At 68.1% G+C, this 19,165-nt stretch carries 15 protein-coding genes; 8 read left to right on the top strand and 7 right to left on the bottom strand.

What is annotated here, in order from left to right; genetic code table 11:
- Positions 1-13: 13 nt before the first annotated feature.
- The 6 genes from ABIE41_RS10385 to ABIE41_RS10360 form a co-directional block, all read right to left on the bottom strand.
- Positions 14-1,579 carry an ABC transporter substrate-binding protein gene (locus ABIE41_RS10385; RefSeq protein ID WP_192644393.1) on the bottom strand — a complete coding sequence of 522 codons (1,566 nt, stop codon included), beginning with the start codon at positions 1,577-1,579 and terminating at the stop codon, positions 14-16.
- 90 nt (positions 1,580-1,669) lie between these two features.
- Positions 1,670-2,806 (bottom strand): M20/M25/M40 family metallo-hydrolase, encoded by a 1,137-nt coding sequence (locus ABIE41_RS10380; protein WP_192644392.1) that lies wholly within the window; start codon positions 2,804-2,806, stop codon positions 1,670-1,672.
- Positions 2,807-2,817: 11 nt separating this feature from the next.
- Positions 2,818-3,978 (bottom strand): M20 aminoacylase family protein, encoded by a 1,161-nt coding sequence (locus tag ABIE41_RS10375; protein ID WP_192644391.1) that lies wholly within the window; start codon positions 3,976-3,978, stop codon positions 2,818-2,820.
- Positions 3,979-4,008: 30 nt separating this feature from the next.
- Positions 4,009-5,508, bottom strand: a complete 1,500-nt coding sequence (locus ABIE41_RS10370) for a M81 family metallopeptidase (RefSeq protein WP_192644390.1) — start codon at positions 5,506-5,508, stop codon at positions 4,009-4,011.
- 114 nt (positions 5,509-5,622) lie between these two features.
- On the bottom strand, positions 5,623-6,396 hold the full coding sequence (locus ABIE41_RS10365; protein WP_192644389.1) for a ferredoxin--NADP reductase: 774 nt from the start codon (positions 6,394-6,396) through the stop codon (positions 5,623-5,625).
- 149 nt (positions 6,397-6,545) lie between these two features.
- Entirely contained in the window at positions 6,546-7,874 is a 1,329-nt protein-coding gene (locus tag ABIE41_RS10360) for an NAD(P)/FAD-dependent oxidoreductase (RefSeq protein WP_192644388.1), read from the bottom strand.
- A gap of 317 nt (positions 7,875-8,191) precedes the next feature.
- Here ABIE41_RS10360 and ABIE41_RS10355 point away from each other — a divergent pair, with 317 nt between their 5' ends.
- The 6 genes from ABIE41_RS10355 to pepT all read left to right on the top strand — a co-directional run bounded on the left by ABIE41_RS10355 (position 8,192) and on the right by pepT (position 15,461).
- Positions 8,192-9,043: a VOC family protein gene (locus ABIE41_RS10355; protein ID WP_192644387.1), complete on the top strand. Its 852-nt coding sequence runs from the start codon at positions 8,192-8,194 to the stop codon at positions 9,041-9,043.
- 93 nt (positions 9,044-9,136) lie between these two features.
- Positions 9,137-10,744, top strand: coding sequence for an ABC transporter substrate-binding protein (locus ABIE41_RS10350; protein ID WP_192644386.1), 1,608 nt, complete (start codon positions 9,137-9,139; stop codon positions 10,742-10,744).
- A gap of 29 nt (positions 10,745-10,773) precedes the next feature.
- On the top strand, positions 10,774-11,751 hold the full coding sequence (locus ABIE41_RS10345) for an ABC transporter permease (RefSeq protein ID WP_192644385.1): 978 nt from the start codon (positions 10,774-10,776) through the stop codon (positions 11,749-11,751).
- Between the two features lie 4 nt (positions 11,752-11,755).
- Positions 11,756-12,586 (top strand): ABC transporter permease, encoded by an 831-nt coding sequence (locus tag ABIE41_RS10340; RefSeq protein ID WP_192644384.1) that lies wholly within the window; start codon positions 11,756-11,758, stop codon positions 12,584-12,586.
- Positions 12,583-14,205 (top strand): ABC transporter ATP-binding protein, encoded by a 1,623-nt coding sequence (locus ABIE41_RS10335; RefSeq protein ID WP_192644383.1) that lies wholly within the window; start codon positions 12,583-12,585, stop codon positions 14,203-14,205. The genes ABIE41_RS10340 and ABIE41_RS10335 overlap by 4 nt, the downstream gene beginning before the upstream one ends.
- A gap of 35 nt (positions 14,206-14,240) precedes the next feature.
- Positions 14,241-15,461 carry a peptidase T gene (gene pepT / locus ABIE41_RS10330; protein WP_192644382.1) on the top strand — a complete coding sequence of 407 codons (1,221 nt, stop codon included), beginning with the start codon at positions 14,241-14,243 and terminating at the stop codon, positions 15,459-15,461.
- Between the two features lie 9 nt (positions 15,462-15,470).
- On the opposite strand, the gene ABIE41_RS10325 is transcribed toward pepT, so the two are convergent.
- Positions 15,471-15,731 (bottom strand): hypothetical protein, encoded by a 261-nt coding sequence (locus tag ABIE41_RS10325; RefSeq protein WP_192644381.1) that lies wholly within the window; start codon positions 15,729-15,731, stop codon positions 15,471-15,473.
- Positions 15,732-15,914: 183 nt separating this feature from the next.
- Here ABIE41_RS10325 and ABIE41_RS10320 point away from each other — a divergent pair, with 183 nt between their 5' ends.
- Together ABIE41_RS10320 and ABIE41_RS10315 are read left to right on the top strand one after the other, a co-directional pair.
- Positions 15,915-18,248, top strand: coding sequence for a putative bifunctional diguanylate cyclase/phosphodiesterase (locus tag ABIE41_RS10320; RefSeq protein WP_192644380.1), 2,334 nt, complete (start codon positions 15,915-15,917; stop codon positions 18,246-18,248).
- Between the two features lie 190 nt (positions 18,249-18,438).
- On the top strand, positions 18,439-19,134 hold the full coding sequence (locus ABIE41_RS10315; RefSeq protein ID WP_192644379.1) for an N-acyl amino acid synthase FeeM domain-containing protein: 696 nt from the start codon (positions 18,439-18,441) through the stop codon (positions 19,132-19,134).
- Positions 19,135-19,165 lie beyond the last annotated feature (31 nt).

The following is a 19,165-nucleotide window of genomic DNA, read 5'->3' as shown; positions in this document are numbered from 1 at the left end:
CAGCCTCGTCCCCTCACTTCTTCTCGACATTCCAGAACACCGGCGCCGGCGCGGTCAGGATGCCGGTGAGGCTTTTCCGGGCCGCGATCGGCACATTGTACTGGCCGAGATGGACATGGGTGACGACCTCGCGCCAGCGCATCTGCACCGCCTCGGCGATCGCCTTCTGCTTGGCCGGATCGGGCTCGCGCGCGAAATCGTCGCGCAGCTTCTCCATCTGCTCGTCGCAGGGCCAGCCGAACGCGGCCTTGTCGCAGCTCGCATTGAAGAAACCGGCCATCACCGGGTTGAGGATGTCAGCCGAGACCCAGGAGGTCTGCATCAGGTTCCAGCCGCCCTTGTCGACGGGGTCCTTGCGCACGCGGCGCGACACCACCGTCTGCCAGTCGGAGGACTGCATATCGACCTTGAAGCCGCCCTTTTCGAGCAGTTGCTTGGCGACGGGCCCGAGATTGGTCAGGGACTGCAGGTCGGTCGAGTGGAGCAGCACGATCGGCTTGCCGTCATAGCCGGCTTCCTTGAGCAGCTCCTGCGACTTCTTGAAGTTGGATTCGAGCAGCCCCTCCATGCCCTTCTCGGAGGCGAGCGGCGTCTTGCACACGAACATCGCCTTGCAGGCGTCGTAGTATTCGGGATTGCCGACGGTCGCCTCGAGGAAGTCCTTCTGGTTGAGCGCATAGGTCACGGCCTGCCGGACCTTCGGATTGTCGAAGGGCGGCTGCGTGTGGTTGAAGCGCATCGTGTACTGCAAGCCGAGCGGATTGTAGTTCCACAGCTTGATGTTCTTGTCGCTGGCGACCAGCGGGATCAGGTCGAAGGCCGGCTGCTCGATCATGTCGATCTCGCCCGCCAGCAGCGCGTTCACCGCCTGCTGCTGGTCGGTGACCGCCAGCCATTCGATCCGCTCGATCTTCGCAACCTTGCCACCGGCCAAGCCCGAGGCCGGCTCGGCGCGCGGCTTGTAGTCCTTGAACTTCGTGTAGACGATCTTGTCGCCCGGCTTCCATTCGTCGAGCTTCAGCACGAAGGGGCCCGACCCGATGAACTCCGAGATCTGCGTGTTGGGGTCGGTCTTCGCGACGCGCTCGGGCATCATGAAGGGCACGTTCGACGATGGCTTGCCGAGCCCGAAGATCAGCAGGCCAGTCGGCGATTTCAGCTTCACCGTGAAGCTCTTGGCGTCATCGGCGGTGATCGTCTCGACGAATGTCATCAGCTTCTGGCCGACGGGGTCCTTGGCCGACCAGCGCTTGATCGAGGCGATGCAGTCTTCGGAGGTGACGGGCTTGCCGTCATGCCAGAGCAGCCCGTCGCGCAGCTTGAAGGTATAGGTCAGCTTGTCCGGCGACTCGGTGAAGGTCTCCACCATCTGCGGCTTGATCGCGCCGGCCTCGTCCATCGAGAACAGCGTGTCGTAGATCATGTAGCCGTGATTGCGGACGATATAGGCCGTCGTCCAGATCGGATCGACGATCTTCACGTCGGAATGCATCACGACCTTGAGGGTCTGCGCCTGCCCCAGCGAGGCGCCCGCCACGACGGCACATGCAGCCACCAAAGTCTTCAAACGCCAGGCCATGGTGCTCTTCCTCCCTGTCTGATGCGCTTGCGGCGCGCCGCCGTCATGCAGGCGCTGTGCCACAGCGCCGTGCATGCTCGCCCGGCTTCCTCACGCGGTCAATCGCGCCAGCAGCCCGGCCATCAACCGCGTCCGCTGCAGCAGGCTTTCCAGCTCGATATGCTCCTCGAGCGTGTGGTAGCCGGCGCCGAGCAGGCCGAGCCCATCCAGCGAGGGCAGCCCGGCGGCTCCGGTGAAATTGGCGTCCGAACCGCCACCGGCCGAGCTGTGCTCGAGGTTCCAGCCCAGCTCTGCGGCGACCTCGCGGGCAAGGCCGAACAGCTTCAGCGTGGCCTCGTCCGGCTCCCAGACCGGGCGGGTGACGCCGCGCGTCACGGTGAAGCGCGTGCTGTCGGCGTTCTGCACGGTGAGCGCCAGCATCCGCTCGACCCCGCGGTCGAGATCGGCCTGCCGCTTCGCCATGCTGAGCGCCTCGGCACAACAGGTTGTCGGCACACAGTTGACCCACTGCCCGCCCTGGATGACGCCGACGCTGAAGGTGCAGTCGTCATCCGTCATCGCCTCGATCGCGAGCAGTTGCTGCGCCATCATGCTGATCGCGGAGCGGCCGTTCTTGAGCTGCGAGCCGGCATGGCTCGGCCGCCCCTCGGCGAGCAGGTTGAAGCGCGCGATCGCATAGCGTCCCGTGACGACGCCGTTGCCCGGCCGCCCCGGCTCGGGAACCAGGATGAAGCGGTGCCGGCGAGCCTGCTCGAGGATCAGCTCGCGCGTGCCGGGGCTGCCGATCTCCTCGTCGCTGGTGAAGAGCACGCTGACCGGCAGAGGCGTCTCGATCCCCGCCTTGGCCAGCGCGATGATCGCCTGCAGCCCGGCATAGGCGCCGCCCTTCATGTCGAGGATGCCCGGCCCGTAGCAGCGCCAGCCATCGCGCCGGAAGGGCAGCGTCTTCAGCGTGCCGACCGGATGCACCGTGTCGAGATGCGACATCATCAGGATGCCCGGCTCGCCCTGCCGCGGATGCGGAAAGTCGCCGCGCACGCAGTCGCCGAGCCCGGGCGGACCGGGAAAGCGCGTGACGCTCGCCCCCGCCGCCGCGAGTTCGCTCGCCGCGAAGTCCATCATCCGGTTGACGGCCGCGACGTCGAAGGTCGGGCTCTCGCATTCGATCCAGGGCCGAAGGCCCGCGAGCAGGGTGTCGAGATCGAGCGGCAGATCGGCGGGGTTCATGCGGGGCGCCTTCAGGCTTTGCTGCGCGTTTCGACAAGGCGCGCCAGCAGGCTCGCCCCGATCGGTAGGATGCCGTCATCGAGCACGAAGGCGGGATTGTGGACCGGCACGCTGCCGGCATGGCCGACCCAGGCATAGGCGCCCGGCACCACGCGCAGCATGTCGGCGAAATCCTCGCTGCCCATCACCGGCTTCGGCTCGGTCAGGACATTGCCCGCCCCGACGATCTCGGTGGCGACCGCTGCTGTGGCGACCGCCTGCTCGGGATGGTTCACCAGCACGTCGAAGATGCCGCGGATGTCGATGTCGATCTGCACGCCGAAGGTCAGCGCCATGCCGGCGCAGATCTCGCGCATGCGCTCGCGGATCAGCTTGGCGATCTCGGGCGAGAAGGTCCGCACCGTGCCGGCCAGCGCGGCCTCCTCCGGGATCACGTTATAGGCCGAGCCGGCATGGATCTGCGTGATCGAGAGCACGGCGGCCTCGCGCGGATCGGCATTGCGGCTGACGATCGTCTGCAGCGCCGCCGCGAGCGAGATCGCGACGATGACCGGGTCGCGCCCGACATGGGGCATGGCGCCATGGCTGCCCTTGCCGGTGATCTTGATGTCGAAGAAATCCGCTCCCGCCATTGCCGGGCCGGGAAACACCGCGATCTGACCGGGCTCGAGATTGGGCGCGTTGTGGATGCCGTAGATCTCGTCGCAGGGAAAGCGCTCGAACAAATTGTCCGCGAGCATGGCGCGCGCCCCGCCGAGCCCCTCCTCCGCCGGCTGGAACACGAAGATCGCCGTGCCCGCAAAACCGCGATTCTCGGCGAGATAGCGCGCCGCCCCCAGCAGCATCGTGGTGTGGCCGTCATGGCCGCAGGCATGCATCCGGCCGGGGATGGTCGAGCGCCATGGCAGGTTGGTGATCTCGTCCATCGGCAGCGCGTCCATATCGGCGCGCAGGCCGATGCGCCGGCCCGGCCCGCCCGTGCCTTCGAGGACACCGACCACGCCGGTGCCGCCAATGCCGCGATGCACCTCGATGCCCCAGGCTTCCAGCTTCGCCGCGACGATGCCGGAGGTTCGGACCTCCTCGAAGCCGATCTCGGGATGGGCGTGGAGATCGCGGCGGATGGCGACGAGTTCGTCCGTGAAGGCCTCGATCGCGGTCAGGGCAGGCATGGCAAGCAACTCCGGGAGGGTTGGGGGCGATCAGCCGAAGACGGGGCCGAGCGGCGCGGTACGAAGGCCCGGGCGCAGATGCTTCCAGGGCAGCACGGAGGGATCGACCGGCATCGGGCCGGGCGCGGCACAGACCAGAATCGAATGCGCGATCGGCTCGAAATCGGCCCGGAAATGCACGGAGCTCTTGTTGACGAGGATCGCCTGCTCGGTCGGCTCGATGCCGACCTGCCGATACATCGCCTGGTCGGCCATCTGCGCCTTGCGCGAGGCGACGACGATGCGGACCCCGCCGATCCGCAGCGCGGCGCAGGGGCCGAGATTCATCCGCGATCCCCCGAAGAACGGGCCCGGCGCCACGAAGCGCCCATCCGACAACTGCTCGACGATGAACTCGCCCTCCAGCGGCACATCGCCGGCAATGCCGGACTTGGCGCCGAGCGCCGCCTTGATCGTCGCCCCGACGCCTGCAGCATGGGCCTGCGCCGCCACCTCGGGATCGACGATCAGCCCGATCGCCGCCCGCTGCGCGCCATTGCGGACGAGCGCGCGCGCCATGCCCATCGTATCGGAATCCCCGCCGGCACCGGGATTGTCCTGCGTGTCGGAGATGACGATCGGCTTCGTCGCCCCCACCGACAACGAAATAGCTTCCAGAACGCCCGCATCGGGCTCGAAGACCTTGCCGTTGAACGCCGCTTCGCTCGCCATGACGCGCGCAGCAACAGCATCGGCCGCGCGGTCGGCGTCTCCTTGCGTCGCGCCATAGGCGACGACGGTCGGCCCGCAATCGGCGAAATCGGCGGCCGGAAAGCCCGGCAGAAAGGACAGCGTCGGCACGCTCTCATCCTCGAGCGCGGCGAGTTCGGCATAGATCGTCGCGCACGGCTCCATCGCGGTGGCCTGCCAGGCGATCGGGATCAGATAGGGAATCTGGCGGAAGGCCTTCGCGTCGCGCCTGGCCGTTCCGATCAGCCTTGAAAGATAGGTCGTCGCGCGGCTGCCCGTCAGCGCCATGTCGACATGGGGATAGGTCCGGTAGGCAACGAGTGCATCGGCGCTGTCGACCATCAGCTGCGTGACATTGCCGTGCAGGTCGAGGCTAGCAACCAGCGGCACATCGGGGCCGATCGCGGCCCGCACCCGCCGCAGCGTCTCGCCCTCCCCGTCGGGAAAGCCTTCCGCCACCATGGCGCCGTGCAGATCGAGATAGACCCCGTCGAGCGGCAGGGCCGCCGTGATGCACTGGACCAGTTCGCTCAGCAGCGTCTCGAAGGCCTCCGCCGTGACATGGGCGGAGGGGCTGGCGGCGCACCACAGCGTCGGCACCATCTCCCAGCCGAGCCCGCGCGCCGTCTCGACGAAGCCCGACGCGCCGACATTGACGTTGCGCACCGCCTCGAACACGGCCTCGCCCCGCGCCAGGGACGGCCAGCCGCCACCCTGGACGAAGGCGTCGAGGCCTGCCTTGCTCGGCGCGAAGGTATTGGTCTCGTGCAGGAATCCGCCGAAGGCGATGCGAGGCGACATGAACGGCAGGCTCCGGTCCGACAGCGAACCGGCGCAGGTCATCACGCCAGCGGACCGGCTTCAAGGCCGAAAACGCGACGGCTGCCTCTCAAAGAGGCAGCGCAGCCGCCGCCGTCACTTCTCGACGAAGGCGCGCTCCACCACATAGGTCGCAGGCGTGGAGCTCGAGCCCTCGACGAAGCCGCGTCCCTCGAGCTGGAGCTTCATGTCGGCCAGCATCGCCGGGCTGCCGCAGAGCATGACGCGGTCGCTCTCGGCATCGGCGAAGGGCAGGCCGAGCGAGGCAAACCAGTCCGGCGAGGCAAACAGCTCGGTCACGCGCCCGCGGTTGCGATATTCTTCGCGGGTCACGGTCGGGTGGTAGATCAGCTGGGTGGCGACCATCTCGCCGATCAGCTCGTCGGCCGGCAGCTCCTCGCGGATGAAGGTCTCGTACGCCAGCTCCGACACCAGCCGCACGCCATGAACAAGGACGACCTTCTCGAAACGCTCATAGGTCGCGGGGTCGCGGATCAGGCTCATGAAGGGCGCCAACCCCGTGCCGGTGGAGAGGAAATACAGGTTGCGGCCGGGCACCAGATTGTCGTGCAGCAGTGTGCCAGTGGCCTTGCGGCCGATCAGAACCTCGTCGCCAGGCACGATTGTCTGCAGCCGCGAGGTCAGCGGGCCGTTCGGCACCTTGATGCTGAGGAATTCGAGCTCCTCGTCATAGGGCGCGCAGGCCATGCTGTAGGCGCGCAGCAGCGGGCGCCCCTCGACCATCAGGCCGATCATCGCGAACTGGCCGGCCTCGAAGCGGAAGGCGGGATTGCGGGTGGTGCGGAAGCTGAACAGCGTGTCGTTCCAGTGGTGAACCGACAGAACCTTCTCGACATACTGGTTGCTCATGCTCGCGTCTTCCGTCAGCCCATGTCACGCGCCCTACCCGGGCGCCCGTTCGTTCCGATGAGGCGTGGCCTCTCTCCTCGAAGCCGGCGCGCAACGCAAGCGCCAGCCCTGATTTCTGCGGTTTGCAAAAGCCCGGCCGATGCAGCCGCTCAGATTTCCTTGGCATCCAGCGCGCGGTAAAGCGGCAGGGCCAGCGGCGCGATGCGACGGATGACGTCGCGCATCGGCTGGGCCTTCGGCTCAGAGAGCGGCAGGCCGAGCGTTTCGACCGGTACGCCTTGCGTCGCCCGCGCGAGTTCCCGGCCCAGCGAAACCGACAGCGCCACCGCTCGGCCATTGCAGCCGACCCAGCCGAAGGCGTCCGGCCCGAGCCGGTGGATGCGCGGATAGCCCGGCACCTGGGGTTTCAGCACGTCGTCCGGCGTCATCCCGATATAGCCGGACCAGACATAGTCGAAGGAGACTTCGCCCAGCTGCGGCCACAGGCGCATCAGCCGCTCCGCCACCGGCTTGCGCAGATTGTCGCCGCCGGCCCCGGGGAACACCGCTGCACCGCCCGTAACCAGCCGGTTGCGCGCGTCCCAGCGCGCGAAATAGAGCTCGCGATGCGTGTCCGACATCGCCTGCCGGTCGGGAATGATGGTCTTGGCGATGTTGTCGCTGATCGGCTTGGTCGCCATCTGCCAGGACAACACGGGGACCACCTCGGCGGCGATCCCGGGGGCAAGCCCGCTCTCGAATTCGTCCGTATAGGCATTGGTCGCCAGCACCAGCGCCCGGGCCGTCACCGAGCCCCGCGCGGTCTTCACCAGCCAGCGGTCGCCCTGCCGTGTCATGCTGGCGACAGGCGAGCGTGCATAGATGACGGCGCCCAGCTTGAGCGCGACCTGTGACAGCCCGCGCGCCAGCGCGAGCGGGTTGATATGGCCGCCGGTGCGGTTCCAGAAGCCGCCGAACCAAGCCTCCGAGCCGGTCATCCGCGCGGTCGCGGCCCGGTCGAGCAGCTCGACCGGCGCGTCGATCGTCGACCATTCGCGCACCCGCTGCTCCGCCAGCCTGAAGCGGCCGGGCGAATGCACCGGCTGGACCCAGCCCGCCTGCTCGGCCTCGGCGGCAATGTCGTATTTGCGGACCGTGTCGAAGAGATATTGCGCGCTGTCGCGCAGCACCGCGTTGAAGCGCTCGCCGGCCTCGCCATGGCGCGCCACCATGGCGGAAGGGTCGTGCCCTGCCAGCGTCGGGATGACCTGGCCATTGTTGCGGCCAGACGCCCCCCAACCCGGCTCGGCCGCCTCGACCACCGTAACGTCGACGCCGGCCTCGCGCAGATGGATCGCCGTCGACAGGCCGGTGAAGCCGGCGCCGATCACCACAACATCCGCCTGCACCTCGCCCTCCAGCGCGGGCAGGACCGGGCCGGCCGGGGCGGTCGCGGCCCAGAGCGAGGGCGGCCAGGTGACGGGGGCAGAGGCGGACATGGGCTTAGCTTCCCGAGGCGGCGACAGGGGCGCCGAGATGGCGGCGGGAGCCATCCTTGCCACCTCACGGCACGGACGCAAGGGGCGCCTTCTCGCGCCGAGAACAAGTGGAGTTGGATTTTCTCCTGAAGCGTAGTCTAGCGAATACGTTGTTCTAAAATCATCGATATATCATTCTGAGCTTGGAATATTCATCCACGTCTCGCTATGTTTGCAGCGCAGCAGGGGGCTGTCGGGACGGAGCGACGAGGCGATTGCGCCCCGGCCGCGCTTCAACTGAACTCTCATCCCTGTCGGCCTTCGACCAAGGGTTCCCCATGTCGCTCCAGCACATCCTCGGCCTCGACCATGTCGTGGTCACCGTCCGCGATCTCGACGCCGCTGCCGCGCAGTGGCGCGCGCTCGGCTTCACCGTCTCGCCGCGCGGCACGCATTCGCCGATCCTCGGCACCGGCAACTACACGATCATGTTCGGCGAAGATTACGTCGAACTGCTCGGCATTCTCACCGAGACCGAGCAGAACAAGCCGACGCGTGACTATCTCGCCAAGCGCGAGGGCCTGGAGCGCGCCGCCTTCACCACGGATGACGCCGCCGCCGGCGCCGAGGAGCTGAAGAGCCGCGGCATCGAGGCGCTCGGCCCGATCCATTTCGGCCGACCGGTCGAACTGCCGGGCGGCGGCACGGGCGAGGCGCGCTTCAACGTCATCCGCTGGCCGCTCGGCGAGCAGCCGGGGGGCCTGCGCATCTTCGCCTGCCAGCACCTCACCCGCGAGACGGTCTGGATCCCCGAGTTGTTGGAGCACGCCAACGGCGCACAGCGGATCATCCGTCTCGAAGTGCTAACTGCAGATCCCGCAGCGGCCGCCGCCCATCTCGGCCGTCTGATCGACGAGCCCGCCCGCGCCGAGGGCGATGCCTGGCTGGTGCCGAGCGGCGGCAAGCGGGCCGACATCCTGTTCTACGACGCCGCCGCCTTCGCCAAGCGCTACCCGCAGGCCGTCCGTGACGGCGCCGCCCCGGAAGGCGCTGTGGCGCTCGTCGTCGCAACGACCGACATCGCCGCGGCGCAGGCCAGCCTCGGCGGGACCGCCACGGCCCATGACGGCGCCCTCAGCGTCGCGGCGAGCGCCGCCAACGGCATCGTCGTCACCTTCCGCCCGCAGTGACCCGCCTGCGCGGTCGGGAGCGGGACCGTTGACGCCCGCTCCACCCGCGCCCATCGTTTCCCTTACGTGAGCTCAGGCACCGAGGACCTTCCCATGGACATGACCCGCCGCGCCGCGCTTCTGACCAGCGCCGCCATCGCCTCCAGCGTCGCCTTCCCGATGCGCTCGCTGTTCGCGCAGGAGACGCCGCGCAAGGGCGGAGTCTTCACCGTCCATTACGGCGCCGAGCAGCGCCAGCTGAACCCGAGCCTCCAGGCCTCGACCGGCGTCTACATCATCGGCGGCAAGATCCAGGAACAGCTGGTCGATCTGGACGCCACGGGCAAACCCGTCGGCGTGCTGGCGACGAGCTGGGAAGCCGCGCCCGACGGCAAGACCATCACCTTCAAGCTGCGCGACGGCGTGAAGTGGCATGACGGGCGCCCCTTCACCTCGGCGGACGTGCAGTTCACCGCAATGGAGATGTGGAAGAAGATCCTCAACTACGGCACGACGCTGCAGCTCTTCCTCACCGCCGTCGACACGCCCGATCCGCTGACTGCGGTCTTCCGTTACGAGCGGCCGATGCCGCTGAACCTGCTGCTGCGCGCTCTTCCCGATCTCGGCTACATCTCGCCGCGCCACATCTATGAGGGCAAGGGCGACATCCGCCAGAACCCGGCCAATCTCGCGCCGATCGGCACCGGCCCGTTCAAGTTCGTCACCTATGAGCGCGGCCAGCACGTCATCGCCGACCGCAACACCGACTACTGGCGCCCCAACGCGCCCCATCTCGACCGCATCGTCTGGCGCGTCGTCACCGACCGCGCCGCCGCGGCCGCCCAGATGGAAGCCGGCCAGATCCATTACAGCCCGTTCTCGGGCCTGACGATCTCGGACGCCGCCCGTCTCGGCAAGGACCCGCGCTTCATCGTCTCGACCAAGGGTAACGAGGGCAACGCCCGCACCAACACGATCGAGTTCAACTTCCGCCGCAAGGAGCTGGCGGATATCCGCGTCCGCCGCGCCATCGCCCATGCGCTCGACATCCCCTTCTTCATCGAGAACTTCCTCGGCGACTTCGCCAAGCGCGGCACGGGCCCGGTCCCCTCGGTCTCGACGGATTTCTATCCCGCCGACAACGGCCCGCAGTACCCCTTCGACAAGAAGCGTGCCGGTGCCCTGCTCGACGAGGCCGGCTTCAAGGCGGGCGCAGGCGGCACCCGCTTCTCGCTGCGCCTGCTGCCGGCTCCCTGGGGCGAGGACATCACGCTGTTTGCCACCTTCATCCAGCAGTCGCTGGCCGATGTCGGCATCAAGGTCGAGGTCGTCAGGACCGATGGCGGCGGCTTCCTGAAGCAGGTCTATGACGACCACGCCTTCGATCTCGCCACCGGCTGGCACCAGTACCGCAACGACCCGGCCGTCTCGACCACGGTCTGGTATCGCTCGGGGCAGCCCAAGGGTGCGCCCTGGACCAACCAGTGGGGCTGGACCGACGAGACCATCGACAAGATCATCGACGACGCGGCGACTGAGGTCGACGTCGCCAAGCGCAAGGCGCTCTATGGGGAGTTCGTCCGCCGCGCCAACACCGAACTGCCGATCTGGACGCCGATCGAGCAGATCTTCCTGACCGCGATCAGCGCCAAGGCGCGCAACCACTCAAACACCCCGCGCTGGGGCTCGAGCTCCTGGCACGATCTGTGGTTGGCGGAGTGACCGCCCTCGATCGCTGAAGTGCAGATCTGATGCGCATCCTGACCCTCGCGGGGCGGCGTCTCGCCGCCTCGATCCCGACGCTGCTGTTGATCCTGATCGGGGTCTTCGTCCTGCTGCAATTCGCGCCGGGCGACACGGTCGATGCGCTGATGGCGCAGATGGGCGGTGGCGACGCCGAGACCGCCAAGCAGCTGCGCCAGTATTACGGGCTCGACGTCTCGGCCTGGGCGCAGCTCGGCAACTATCTCTGGCGGCTGGTGCGGCTCGATCTCGGCTTCTCGGCGATCTACGGCAAGCCGGTCGCGACCGTCATCGGCGAGCGCCTGCCGGCCACGATCCTGCTGATGACCGCCTCGCTCTCGCTCGCCTTCTTCTTCGGCCTGATCTTCGGCGTCATCGCCGCGCGCGGCGTCAACCGCTGGCCCGACACCCTGATCTCGACGCTCGGCCTCGTCTTCTACGCCATGCCGACCTTCTGGTTCGGGCTGATGGCGATCGTCGTCTTCTCGATCTACCTGCAATGGCTGCCGGCCGGCGGCTTCGAGGACATCACGGTCGCCCGCACCGGCTTTGCGCGCACGCTCGACATCACCAGCCATCTCGTCCTGCCGACGCTGACGCTCGCGCTGTTCTACATGGCGATCTATCTGCGCATCATGCGCGGCTCGATGCTGGAGGTGTTGACGCTCGATTTCGTCCGCACCGCCCGCGCCAAGGGCATGGACGAGACCCGCGTCGTCGTCCGGCACGTCCTGCGCAACGCGCTCCTGCCGATGGTGACGCTGATCGGCCTGCAGGCCGGCACGATGCTCGGCGGCTCGGTCGTGGTCGAGAGCGTCTTCTCCCTGCCGGGGCTCGGCCGCCTCGCCTATGAATCGGTGATCCAGCGCGATCTCAACACGCTGCTCGGCATCGTCTTCGTCTCGGCACTGCTCGTCATCACCGTCAACTTCATCGTCGACCTGCTCTACGCTCGGCTCGACCCGCGCATCTCGACGGGGAGCTGACACGATGTCCCTCCTGAAGCTCTATTTCCGCAGCCCGCCGGCGGTGATCGGCCTCCTGCTCCTGATCCTCGTGCTGGCGATGGCTGTCAGCGCCGACTGGCTCTATCCGCGCGATCCCCTCGCACTCGCCGGGCGGCCGCTGATCTGGCCGTTCGCCAATCCCCGCTTCCTGCTCGGCACCGACAATTCCGGCCGCGACATCGCCGCCCAGATCTTTCACGGCGCCCGCATCTCGCTGCTGATCGGGCTGGTCGCGACGCTGATCTCGGTGGTGATCGGCATCACCATCGGCGCCGTCGCCGGCTATTACGGCGACTGGGTCGACACCATCCTGATGCGTGTCACCGAGGCCTTCCAGACCCTGCCGAACTTCATCCTGCTGCTGGTCCTGGTCGCTGTCTTCGGCTCGACCATCACGACGGTCACGGTCGCGATCGGCATCGTTTCCTGGCCCGCCTCGGCGCGGCTGACGCGGGCCGAGTTCCTGTCCCTGCGCAACCGCGAATTCGTCCAGGCCGGCCGCACGCTCGGCCTGCGCGACGTGAAGCTGATCTTCGGCGAGATCCTGCCCAATGCCCTGCCCCCCGTCATCGTCTATGCCAGCGTCGTCATGGCGATCGCGATCCTGCTCGAAAGCGCGCTCGCTTTCCTCAAGCTGTCGGACCCCAATGTCGCCTCCTGGGGCAATCTGATCGGCGCCGGCCGCGACGTGCTGCGGGTGCAATGGTACGTCTCCGCCATTCCCGGCGTCGCCATCCTCGTCACCGTGCTCGCCGTCTCTCTCGTCGGGCAGGGCCTGAACGATGCGCTGAACCCGAGGCTGAAGGGCCGATGAGCGCGATCCTTACCCTCGACGCCGTCAGCGTCAGCCTGCCCAAAAACGCCGACCGCCCCCATGCGATGAGCGAGGTCTCGCTGTCGCTCTCTGCCAACGAGATCCTCTGCGTCGTCGGCGAATCCGGCTCCGGCAAGTCGATGACGGCCAATGCCGTGATGCGGCTCCTGCCACCCGGCGTCGCCATCGATGGCGGGCGCATCCTGTTCGAAGGGCGCGATCTCGCGGGCCTCACCGAGCCGCAGATGCGCAAGGTCCGCGGCGCCGGGATCGCGATGATCTTCCAGGAGCCGATGACGGCGCTCAACCCGCTGCGCACCATCGGCGACCAGATCGGCGAGATGTTCCAGCTCCACACCGATCTCGGCAAGACGCAGATCCGGGACAAGGTCCAGGCCCTGCTCGAAGAGGTGCGGATTCCCGACCCCCTCGCGGCCGCAAAAGCCTATCCGCACGAGCTCTCCGGCGGGCAGCGCCAGCGCGCCATGATCGCGATGGCACTGGCGCTCGATCCGAGGGTGCTGATCGCCGACGAGCCGACGACGGCGCTCGACGTCACCACCCAGGCCCAGATCCTCGAACTGATCCGCGACCTGCAGAAGCGCAAGGGCACCGCCGTCCTGTTCATCACCCATGATTTCGGCGTCGTTGCCGAGATCGCCGACCGCGTCGCGGTGATGAGCCAGGGCCGCGTCGTCGAGCAGGGCACGGCCGAAGCCGTGCTCGGCAACCCGCAGCACCCCTATACGAAGCAGCTCATTGCTGCCGTCCCGCCGCTGAAGGCCCCGCCCCCGCGCGAGCTCGCCACGGAGGCCATCCTCGCGGTCGAGCACGTCTCAAAGACCTATCGCACCGGCGGCTTCCTCGGCCGGGGCCAGCGCGTTACCCATGCCGTCCGCGACGTCTCGCTGGTCCTGCCCAAGGGCGCGACGCTCGGCATCGTCGGCGAATCCGGCTCGGGAAAGTCGACGCTGGCGCGCTGCCTGGTGCGCCTGATCGATCCCGACAGCGGCGCCATCCGCATCGGCGGCACCGACATCGCCAGCCTCTCGAAATCCGAACTGCGCGCCGAGACGCGCCATATCCAGATGGTCTTCCAGGACCCCTTCGCCTCGCTCAACCCGCGCCGCAAGGCGGGCGATGCCGTCGCCCAGGGGCTGATCGTCCACGGCACGCCCCGCGCCGAGGCGATGGCGCGCGCCCGCGAGCTCTTCGCGCTGGTCGGGCTCGATCCATCCGCCATCGACCGCTACCCGCATGAATTTTCCGGCGGCCAGCGCCAGCGCATCGGCCTGGCGCGCGCGCTCGCCCTGGAGCCGCGCGTGCTGGTCGCCGACGAGCCGGTCTCGGCGCTCGACGTCTCCGTCCAGGCGCAGGTGCTGAAGCTGTTGGCCGATCTGCGCGCCCGTCTCGGCCTCTCGATTGTCTTCATCACCCATGACCTTCGCGTCGCGGCTCAGGTCTGCGATCTCGTGGCGGTGATGAAGAATGGCGAGGTCGTTGAGGCGGGCCCGATCGGGCAGGTGTTCGGCGAGCCGCAGCACGCCTATACCAAGGCACTGCTCGCCGCGATTCCCGGCCGCGAATTTGGCCTGCGCGAGCCCGCACCCGCCCTCTGACCGGCGTGGGCGCGGCCCTGGCCACCGGAGATGCCATGACCATCCGCGCGGAACTGACCGAGCGCTTCCTGCGCTACGTCGCCATCGAGAGCCAGAGCGACGCCGCGGCGACGACGCTGCCCAGCACGCCAGGCCAGCAGCGCCTGGCCGATCTGCTGGCGCAGGAGCTGTGCGGTCTCGGCCTGTCCGACGTCGTCGTCGACGATCACGCCACCGTTACGGCGATCAAGCGTGGCAACCGGCCTGGCGCGCCGCGGATCGGCTTCATCGCCCATATCGACACGGTCGATTCAGGCCTGTCTCCCGTGATCCGCCCGCAGATCCTGCGCTTCGAGGGCGAGGATCTCCGCCTGAACCGCGAGCAGGACATCTGGCTGCGCGTTGCCGACCATCCCGAGATCGCGCGCTGGCGCGGCGCCGACATCCTGTTCAGCGATGGCACGAGCGTGCTCGGCGCCGACAACAAGGCGGCCGTCGCGATCATCATGACGCTGCTGGCGCGGCTCGGCCCCACGGACAGCCATGGCGACATCGCGGTCGCCTTCGTGCCGGACGAGGAGATCGGCCTGCGCGGCGCCAAGGCGCTCGATCTCGCCCGCTTCCCCTGCGACTTCGCCTATACGATCGACAGCTGCGAGGTCGGCGAGGTCGTCATCGAGAATTTCAACGCCGCGGCGGGAGAGATCGTCTTCACCGGCGTCCCCGCCCATCCGATGTCGGCCAAGGGCGTGATGGTCAACCCGCTGCTGATGGCGCACGACTTCATCGCCGCCTTCGACCGCGCCGAGACGCCCGAGCACACGGCAGGCCGCGAGGGCTATGTCTGGTTCATCGAGATGACCGCCAATGCTGGCCAGGCCCATCTCAAGCTCGCCATCCGCGATTTCGACCGCCAGAGCTTCGCACAGCGCAAGCGGCGTGTGGCGGAGGTGGCGGAGACGATCGCGGGTCGCTACCCGACGGGGCGGGTCTCCTGCAGCATCACGGACACCTATGGCAACATCTCCGACAGCCTCGGCGACGACCGGCGGCCGGTCGATCGTCTGCTGGCGGCGATGAAAAGCCAAGGCGTCGAGCCGAAGCTGATCCCGATGCGCGGCGGCACCGATGGCGCGGCGCTCTCGGCTCGCGGGTTGCCGACGCCGAATTTCTTCACCGGCGCCTACAACTTCCATTCGCGCTTCGAATTCCTGCCGATCCCCGCCTTCGAGACCGCCTTCGCGGTCGCGCGGGCGGTCGTCGTCGAGGCCGGCTGAGGCGGCGCCTCAGCTCAGGCGGCGGCCCGGCATCGTGTCCATGCTCGCCGTGTCCTCCGCCCCATCCTCGGCGAAACCGGGCAGGTAAGCGTCGCAGGACGGGGCCAATATCCGCCTGTCGGCCAAGCGGCGCAGCAGCGCGCCCTTCAGCAGGCAGGCGCCGCCGCCCGCCATGCCGGAGCTCTCGGCGAGATCGAGAAGGCAGGAGGTGCAGGGCGCCTCGGGGAAGCGCGCCGCCTTGCGGCCGACGAGGCGCGGTGAGGGGAGCATCGGGGACGATCCGGCGATTTCGGGCGAAGCCGGTATCGATTGTGGCGCCACGGTCTCTCCAACCGGTTAACCGGGCTGTCAAATTGACGCAACGTCAGCAATCTGCAGCCGGCGTCGCCTTGCACAACGGCATTTTAACCGCCCGCCGCGATGCTCACCCGGTTGCGGCCCCAGGGACCCCCCATGCCCTCTCGATCCTCCCATCGCGTCATCGATCAGGGATTGCGCGACGAGGTTTACATCTCGCTGGTCCGCTCGCTCTATGCCGATCCGCGCACCTTGATCGTCGGTTCCAGCGGCTCCGTCATCGCCGCCTTCGTCACGGCTGCCATCACGGAGCACGTCGCCTTCTATGGCTGCGCCGTCGTCATGCTGCTGATGACCCTGGTCAGGGCCGTCGACGCCGCGCAGTTCAGGGCCGCATCCCGGACCATTCGCCGACCCAGCCAGGCCGCACGCTGGGAGCTGCGCTACACCGCCTTCTCGTCGATCTATGTCTTCGTGCTGGGGCTCTGGTCCTTCCTCGCCTTCGCGCTGCATGCCAGCGCGCCCGTCCAGCTCCTCGCCTTCTCGATGACGCTGGCCAACATGATCGGCGTGGCCGGCCGCAATTACGGCAGCCGCATGCTGGTGATGACGCAGCTGAGCTGCGCCGGCATTCCGTTGCTGGCGGGGCTCACTCTGGCCGGCAACAGCCATTATGCCGTCGTTGCCTGCGTGCTCGCGCCTTTCCTGTTCAGCTTCAAGTCGATCGCCGACAAGCTGCGCGCAACGCTGACGACGGCCGTCATCTCCGCCAAGCACGAGCGCCTGCTGGCGGCCCGCCTCGAGACGGCGCTCGACAACATGGCTCACGGCCTGTGCATGTTCGACCAGGCCGGCATGCTTTCGCTGGTCAACCGGCGCCTGCCGGGCATCGTCGGCCTCCCGGTCGGCCTGGCGGAGCCCGGCCGTGGCATCGGGCGCCTTCTGGTGCGTGCGCAGCGGGCCGGCCTCATCGGCCGCACGCAGTTGCGCAGCCTCGTCCTCGCGGCCCGGCTGGCGCTGCGCGACCACAGCGAGGCCCGCCTCACCACCAGCCTCGTGAACGGGCGCATCCTCGAGCTCACCTTCCGCACCTCCGACGTCACGGGCACGGTCGTGGTGATCGAGGACATCACCGAGCAGCGGCAGCAGGAGGACATGATCCGCCAGCTCGCCCATTACGATCCGCTCACCGGCCTGCCCAATCGCAGCCTGCTGCGGGCGCATCTCCAGAGCCTGATCGCCGAGGCGGGGAAGAGCTTCGCCATCCTGTTCATCGACCTCGACCACTTCAAGAAGGTCAACGACACTCTCGGACACCCTTGCGGCGATGCGCTGCTGGTCGAGGTCTCGCGCCGGCTCACCGCCCTGCTGCCCTCCGCCTCGCTCATCGCCCGCCTCGGCGGCGACGAGTTCGTGGTCATCATGCCCGACATGATCGACCGCGAGGCGCTGGAGAAGATCACCGCCCGCGTCAGCGCGAGCCTGCTGCAGCCCTACGAGATCGAGGGCAACGCCATCGTCAGCAGCGCCAGCATCGGCATCGCGATCAGCCCCGATGACGGGCGCGACCCCGACATCGTCATCCGCAACGCCGATCTCGCGCTCTACGCCGCCAAATCGGGCGGGCGCGGCTGCGCGCGCTTCTACGACAGCAGCATGATCGAGGTCGCCCGCGCGCGCCGCATCGTCGAGATCGACCTACGCGAGGCCCTCGCCCAGGACCAGTTCGAGCTGTTCTACCAGCCGATCGTGGCGATGAAATCTGGCCGGATCACGAGCTGCGAGGCGCTTCTGCGCTGGCGTCACCCCGAGCGCGGCATCGTCTCGCCCGGCGAGTTCATCGGGATCGCCGAGGAGGTCGGGCTGATCGCGCAGATCGGCCGCGTCGTGCTCGACAAGGCCTGCCGCGAGGCGATGCACTGGCCGCGCAGCGTCTCGGTCGCGGTCAACATCTCGGCCATTCATTTCCGCGGCGATGCGGTGGTGGAGGATGTCGCGGCGGCTCTGGGGCGCACGGGGCTCTACCCCTCGCGCCTCGTCGTCGAGCTGACCGAATCGGCCCTGATGCAGGACGACGCACTGGCTCTCTCGACGCTGAACCGGCTGCGCGAGCTCGGCGTGCGGATCGCGCTCGACGATTTCGGCACCGGCTATTCGAGCCTGAGCTATCTCCAGACCTTTCCGCTCCACAAGATCAAGATCGATCGCTCCTTCGTCTCCGGAGGTCGTGAGACCCAGAAGGACCAGACCCTGCTCGTCGGCATCGCCCGCCTCTGCAAGGAACTCGGTCTCACGGTCGTCGCGGAAGGCGTGGAGACGGTGGGCCAGCTCGACACCCTCGCCCGCATGGGGGCGATCGACGAGGTCCAGGGCTATCTCCTCGCCCGGCCCCAGCCCACGGCGCAGGTGCGCGACCTGATCGCCGCCTTCGCCCAGCGCTCGCTCACCGCCAGCGTGGAGCGTCTGCCGGTGCGCCGCAGCGCCGGCTGAGGCACAGCCGGCCCGCCACCGTCACATACCGGTCGCACAGCCCACAAAACGCCCGCAAGCGACGTTGCGGCAGGCTCAAACTTGTGCAGACGGCCGCTTGACGACTCTCGCGCGCGCCGATGATGGTTAAATCCAGTTAACCATCATCGGTCGCGTCATGGTCGAAACCGCCGCTCTCCCGGGCTCCTCCTTGGCCGACCGCGTCCTGCGGTCGCTGGAGCGCATCGAATACCGCCTCGCGACCTCGGCGGACGACCGCGACCGCGTCTTCAACCTGCGCTACCGCGCCTATCTCCGCGAAGGCGCGATCGCGCAAAGCGACGATGAGCGCTTCACCGATCCAGTCGACGACCATCCGAACTGCCTGATCTTCGGCGTCTATGCCGATGGCGATCTCGCGGGGGCCATCCGCCTCGGCATCACCGTGCCGGGCCTGCCGCAAATCCCGACCGCGCAGGTGTTTCCCGATGCGGTCCTGCCTCTGATCGAGGCCGGTCATGTTCTCGTCGACCCGACCCGCTTCGTCGCCGATCCGCTCTGGTCGCGGGCCCTGCCGGAACTCGCCTATCTGACGCTGCGCCTGCCCTGGCTCGCCATGGAGCATTTCGGCGCGGACATCATGCTCGCGGCCGTCCGGCCCGAGCATTATCCGTTCTACCGCCGGCTCTGGGGCAATACCGTCGTCGCCCCGGCCACGCTCTATCCAGGCCTTTCGAAGCCGGTCATGCTCTCCCAGCTCGACTACGCCAGCGCAGCGCCCCGGGTCGAACGGCTGTACCCGTTCTTTCGCGCCCGGGAGGACGAGCGCGCTGCCATCTTCGGCACCAGCGCGATGCCCTGGCTTCCGCTCGGCGCCCCTGCGATGGCCGGCCCGCTCCGGGCCTGAGAGGCGGGGACCGGGGCCGCCTAACGGATGA

Source organism: Bosea sp. OAE506, assembly GCF_040546595.1.
Classification (GTDB): Bacteria; Pseudomonadota; Alphaproteobacteria; order Rhizobiales; family Beijerinckiaceae; genus Allobosea.
Note: the sequence above shows the minus strand (reverse complement) of the source record. Positions and strands in the feature narration are given on the sequence as shown.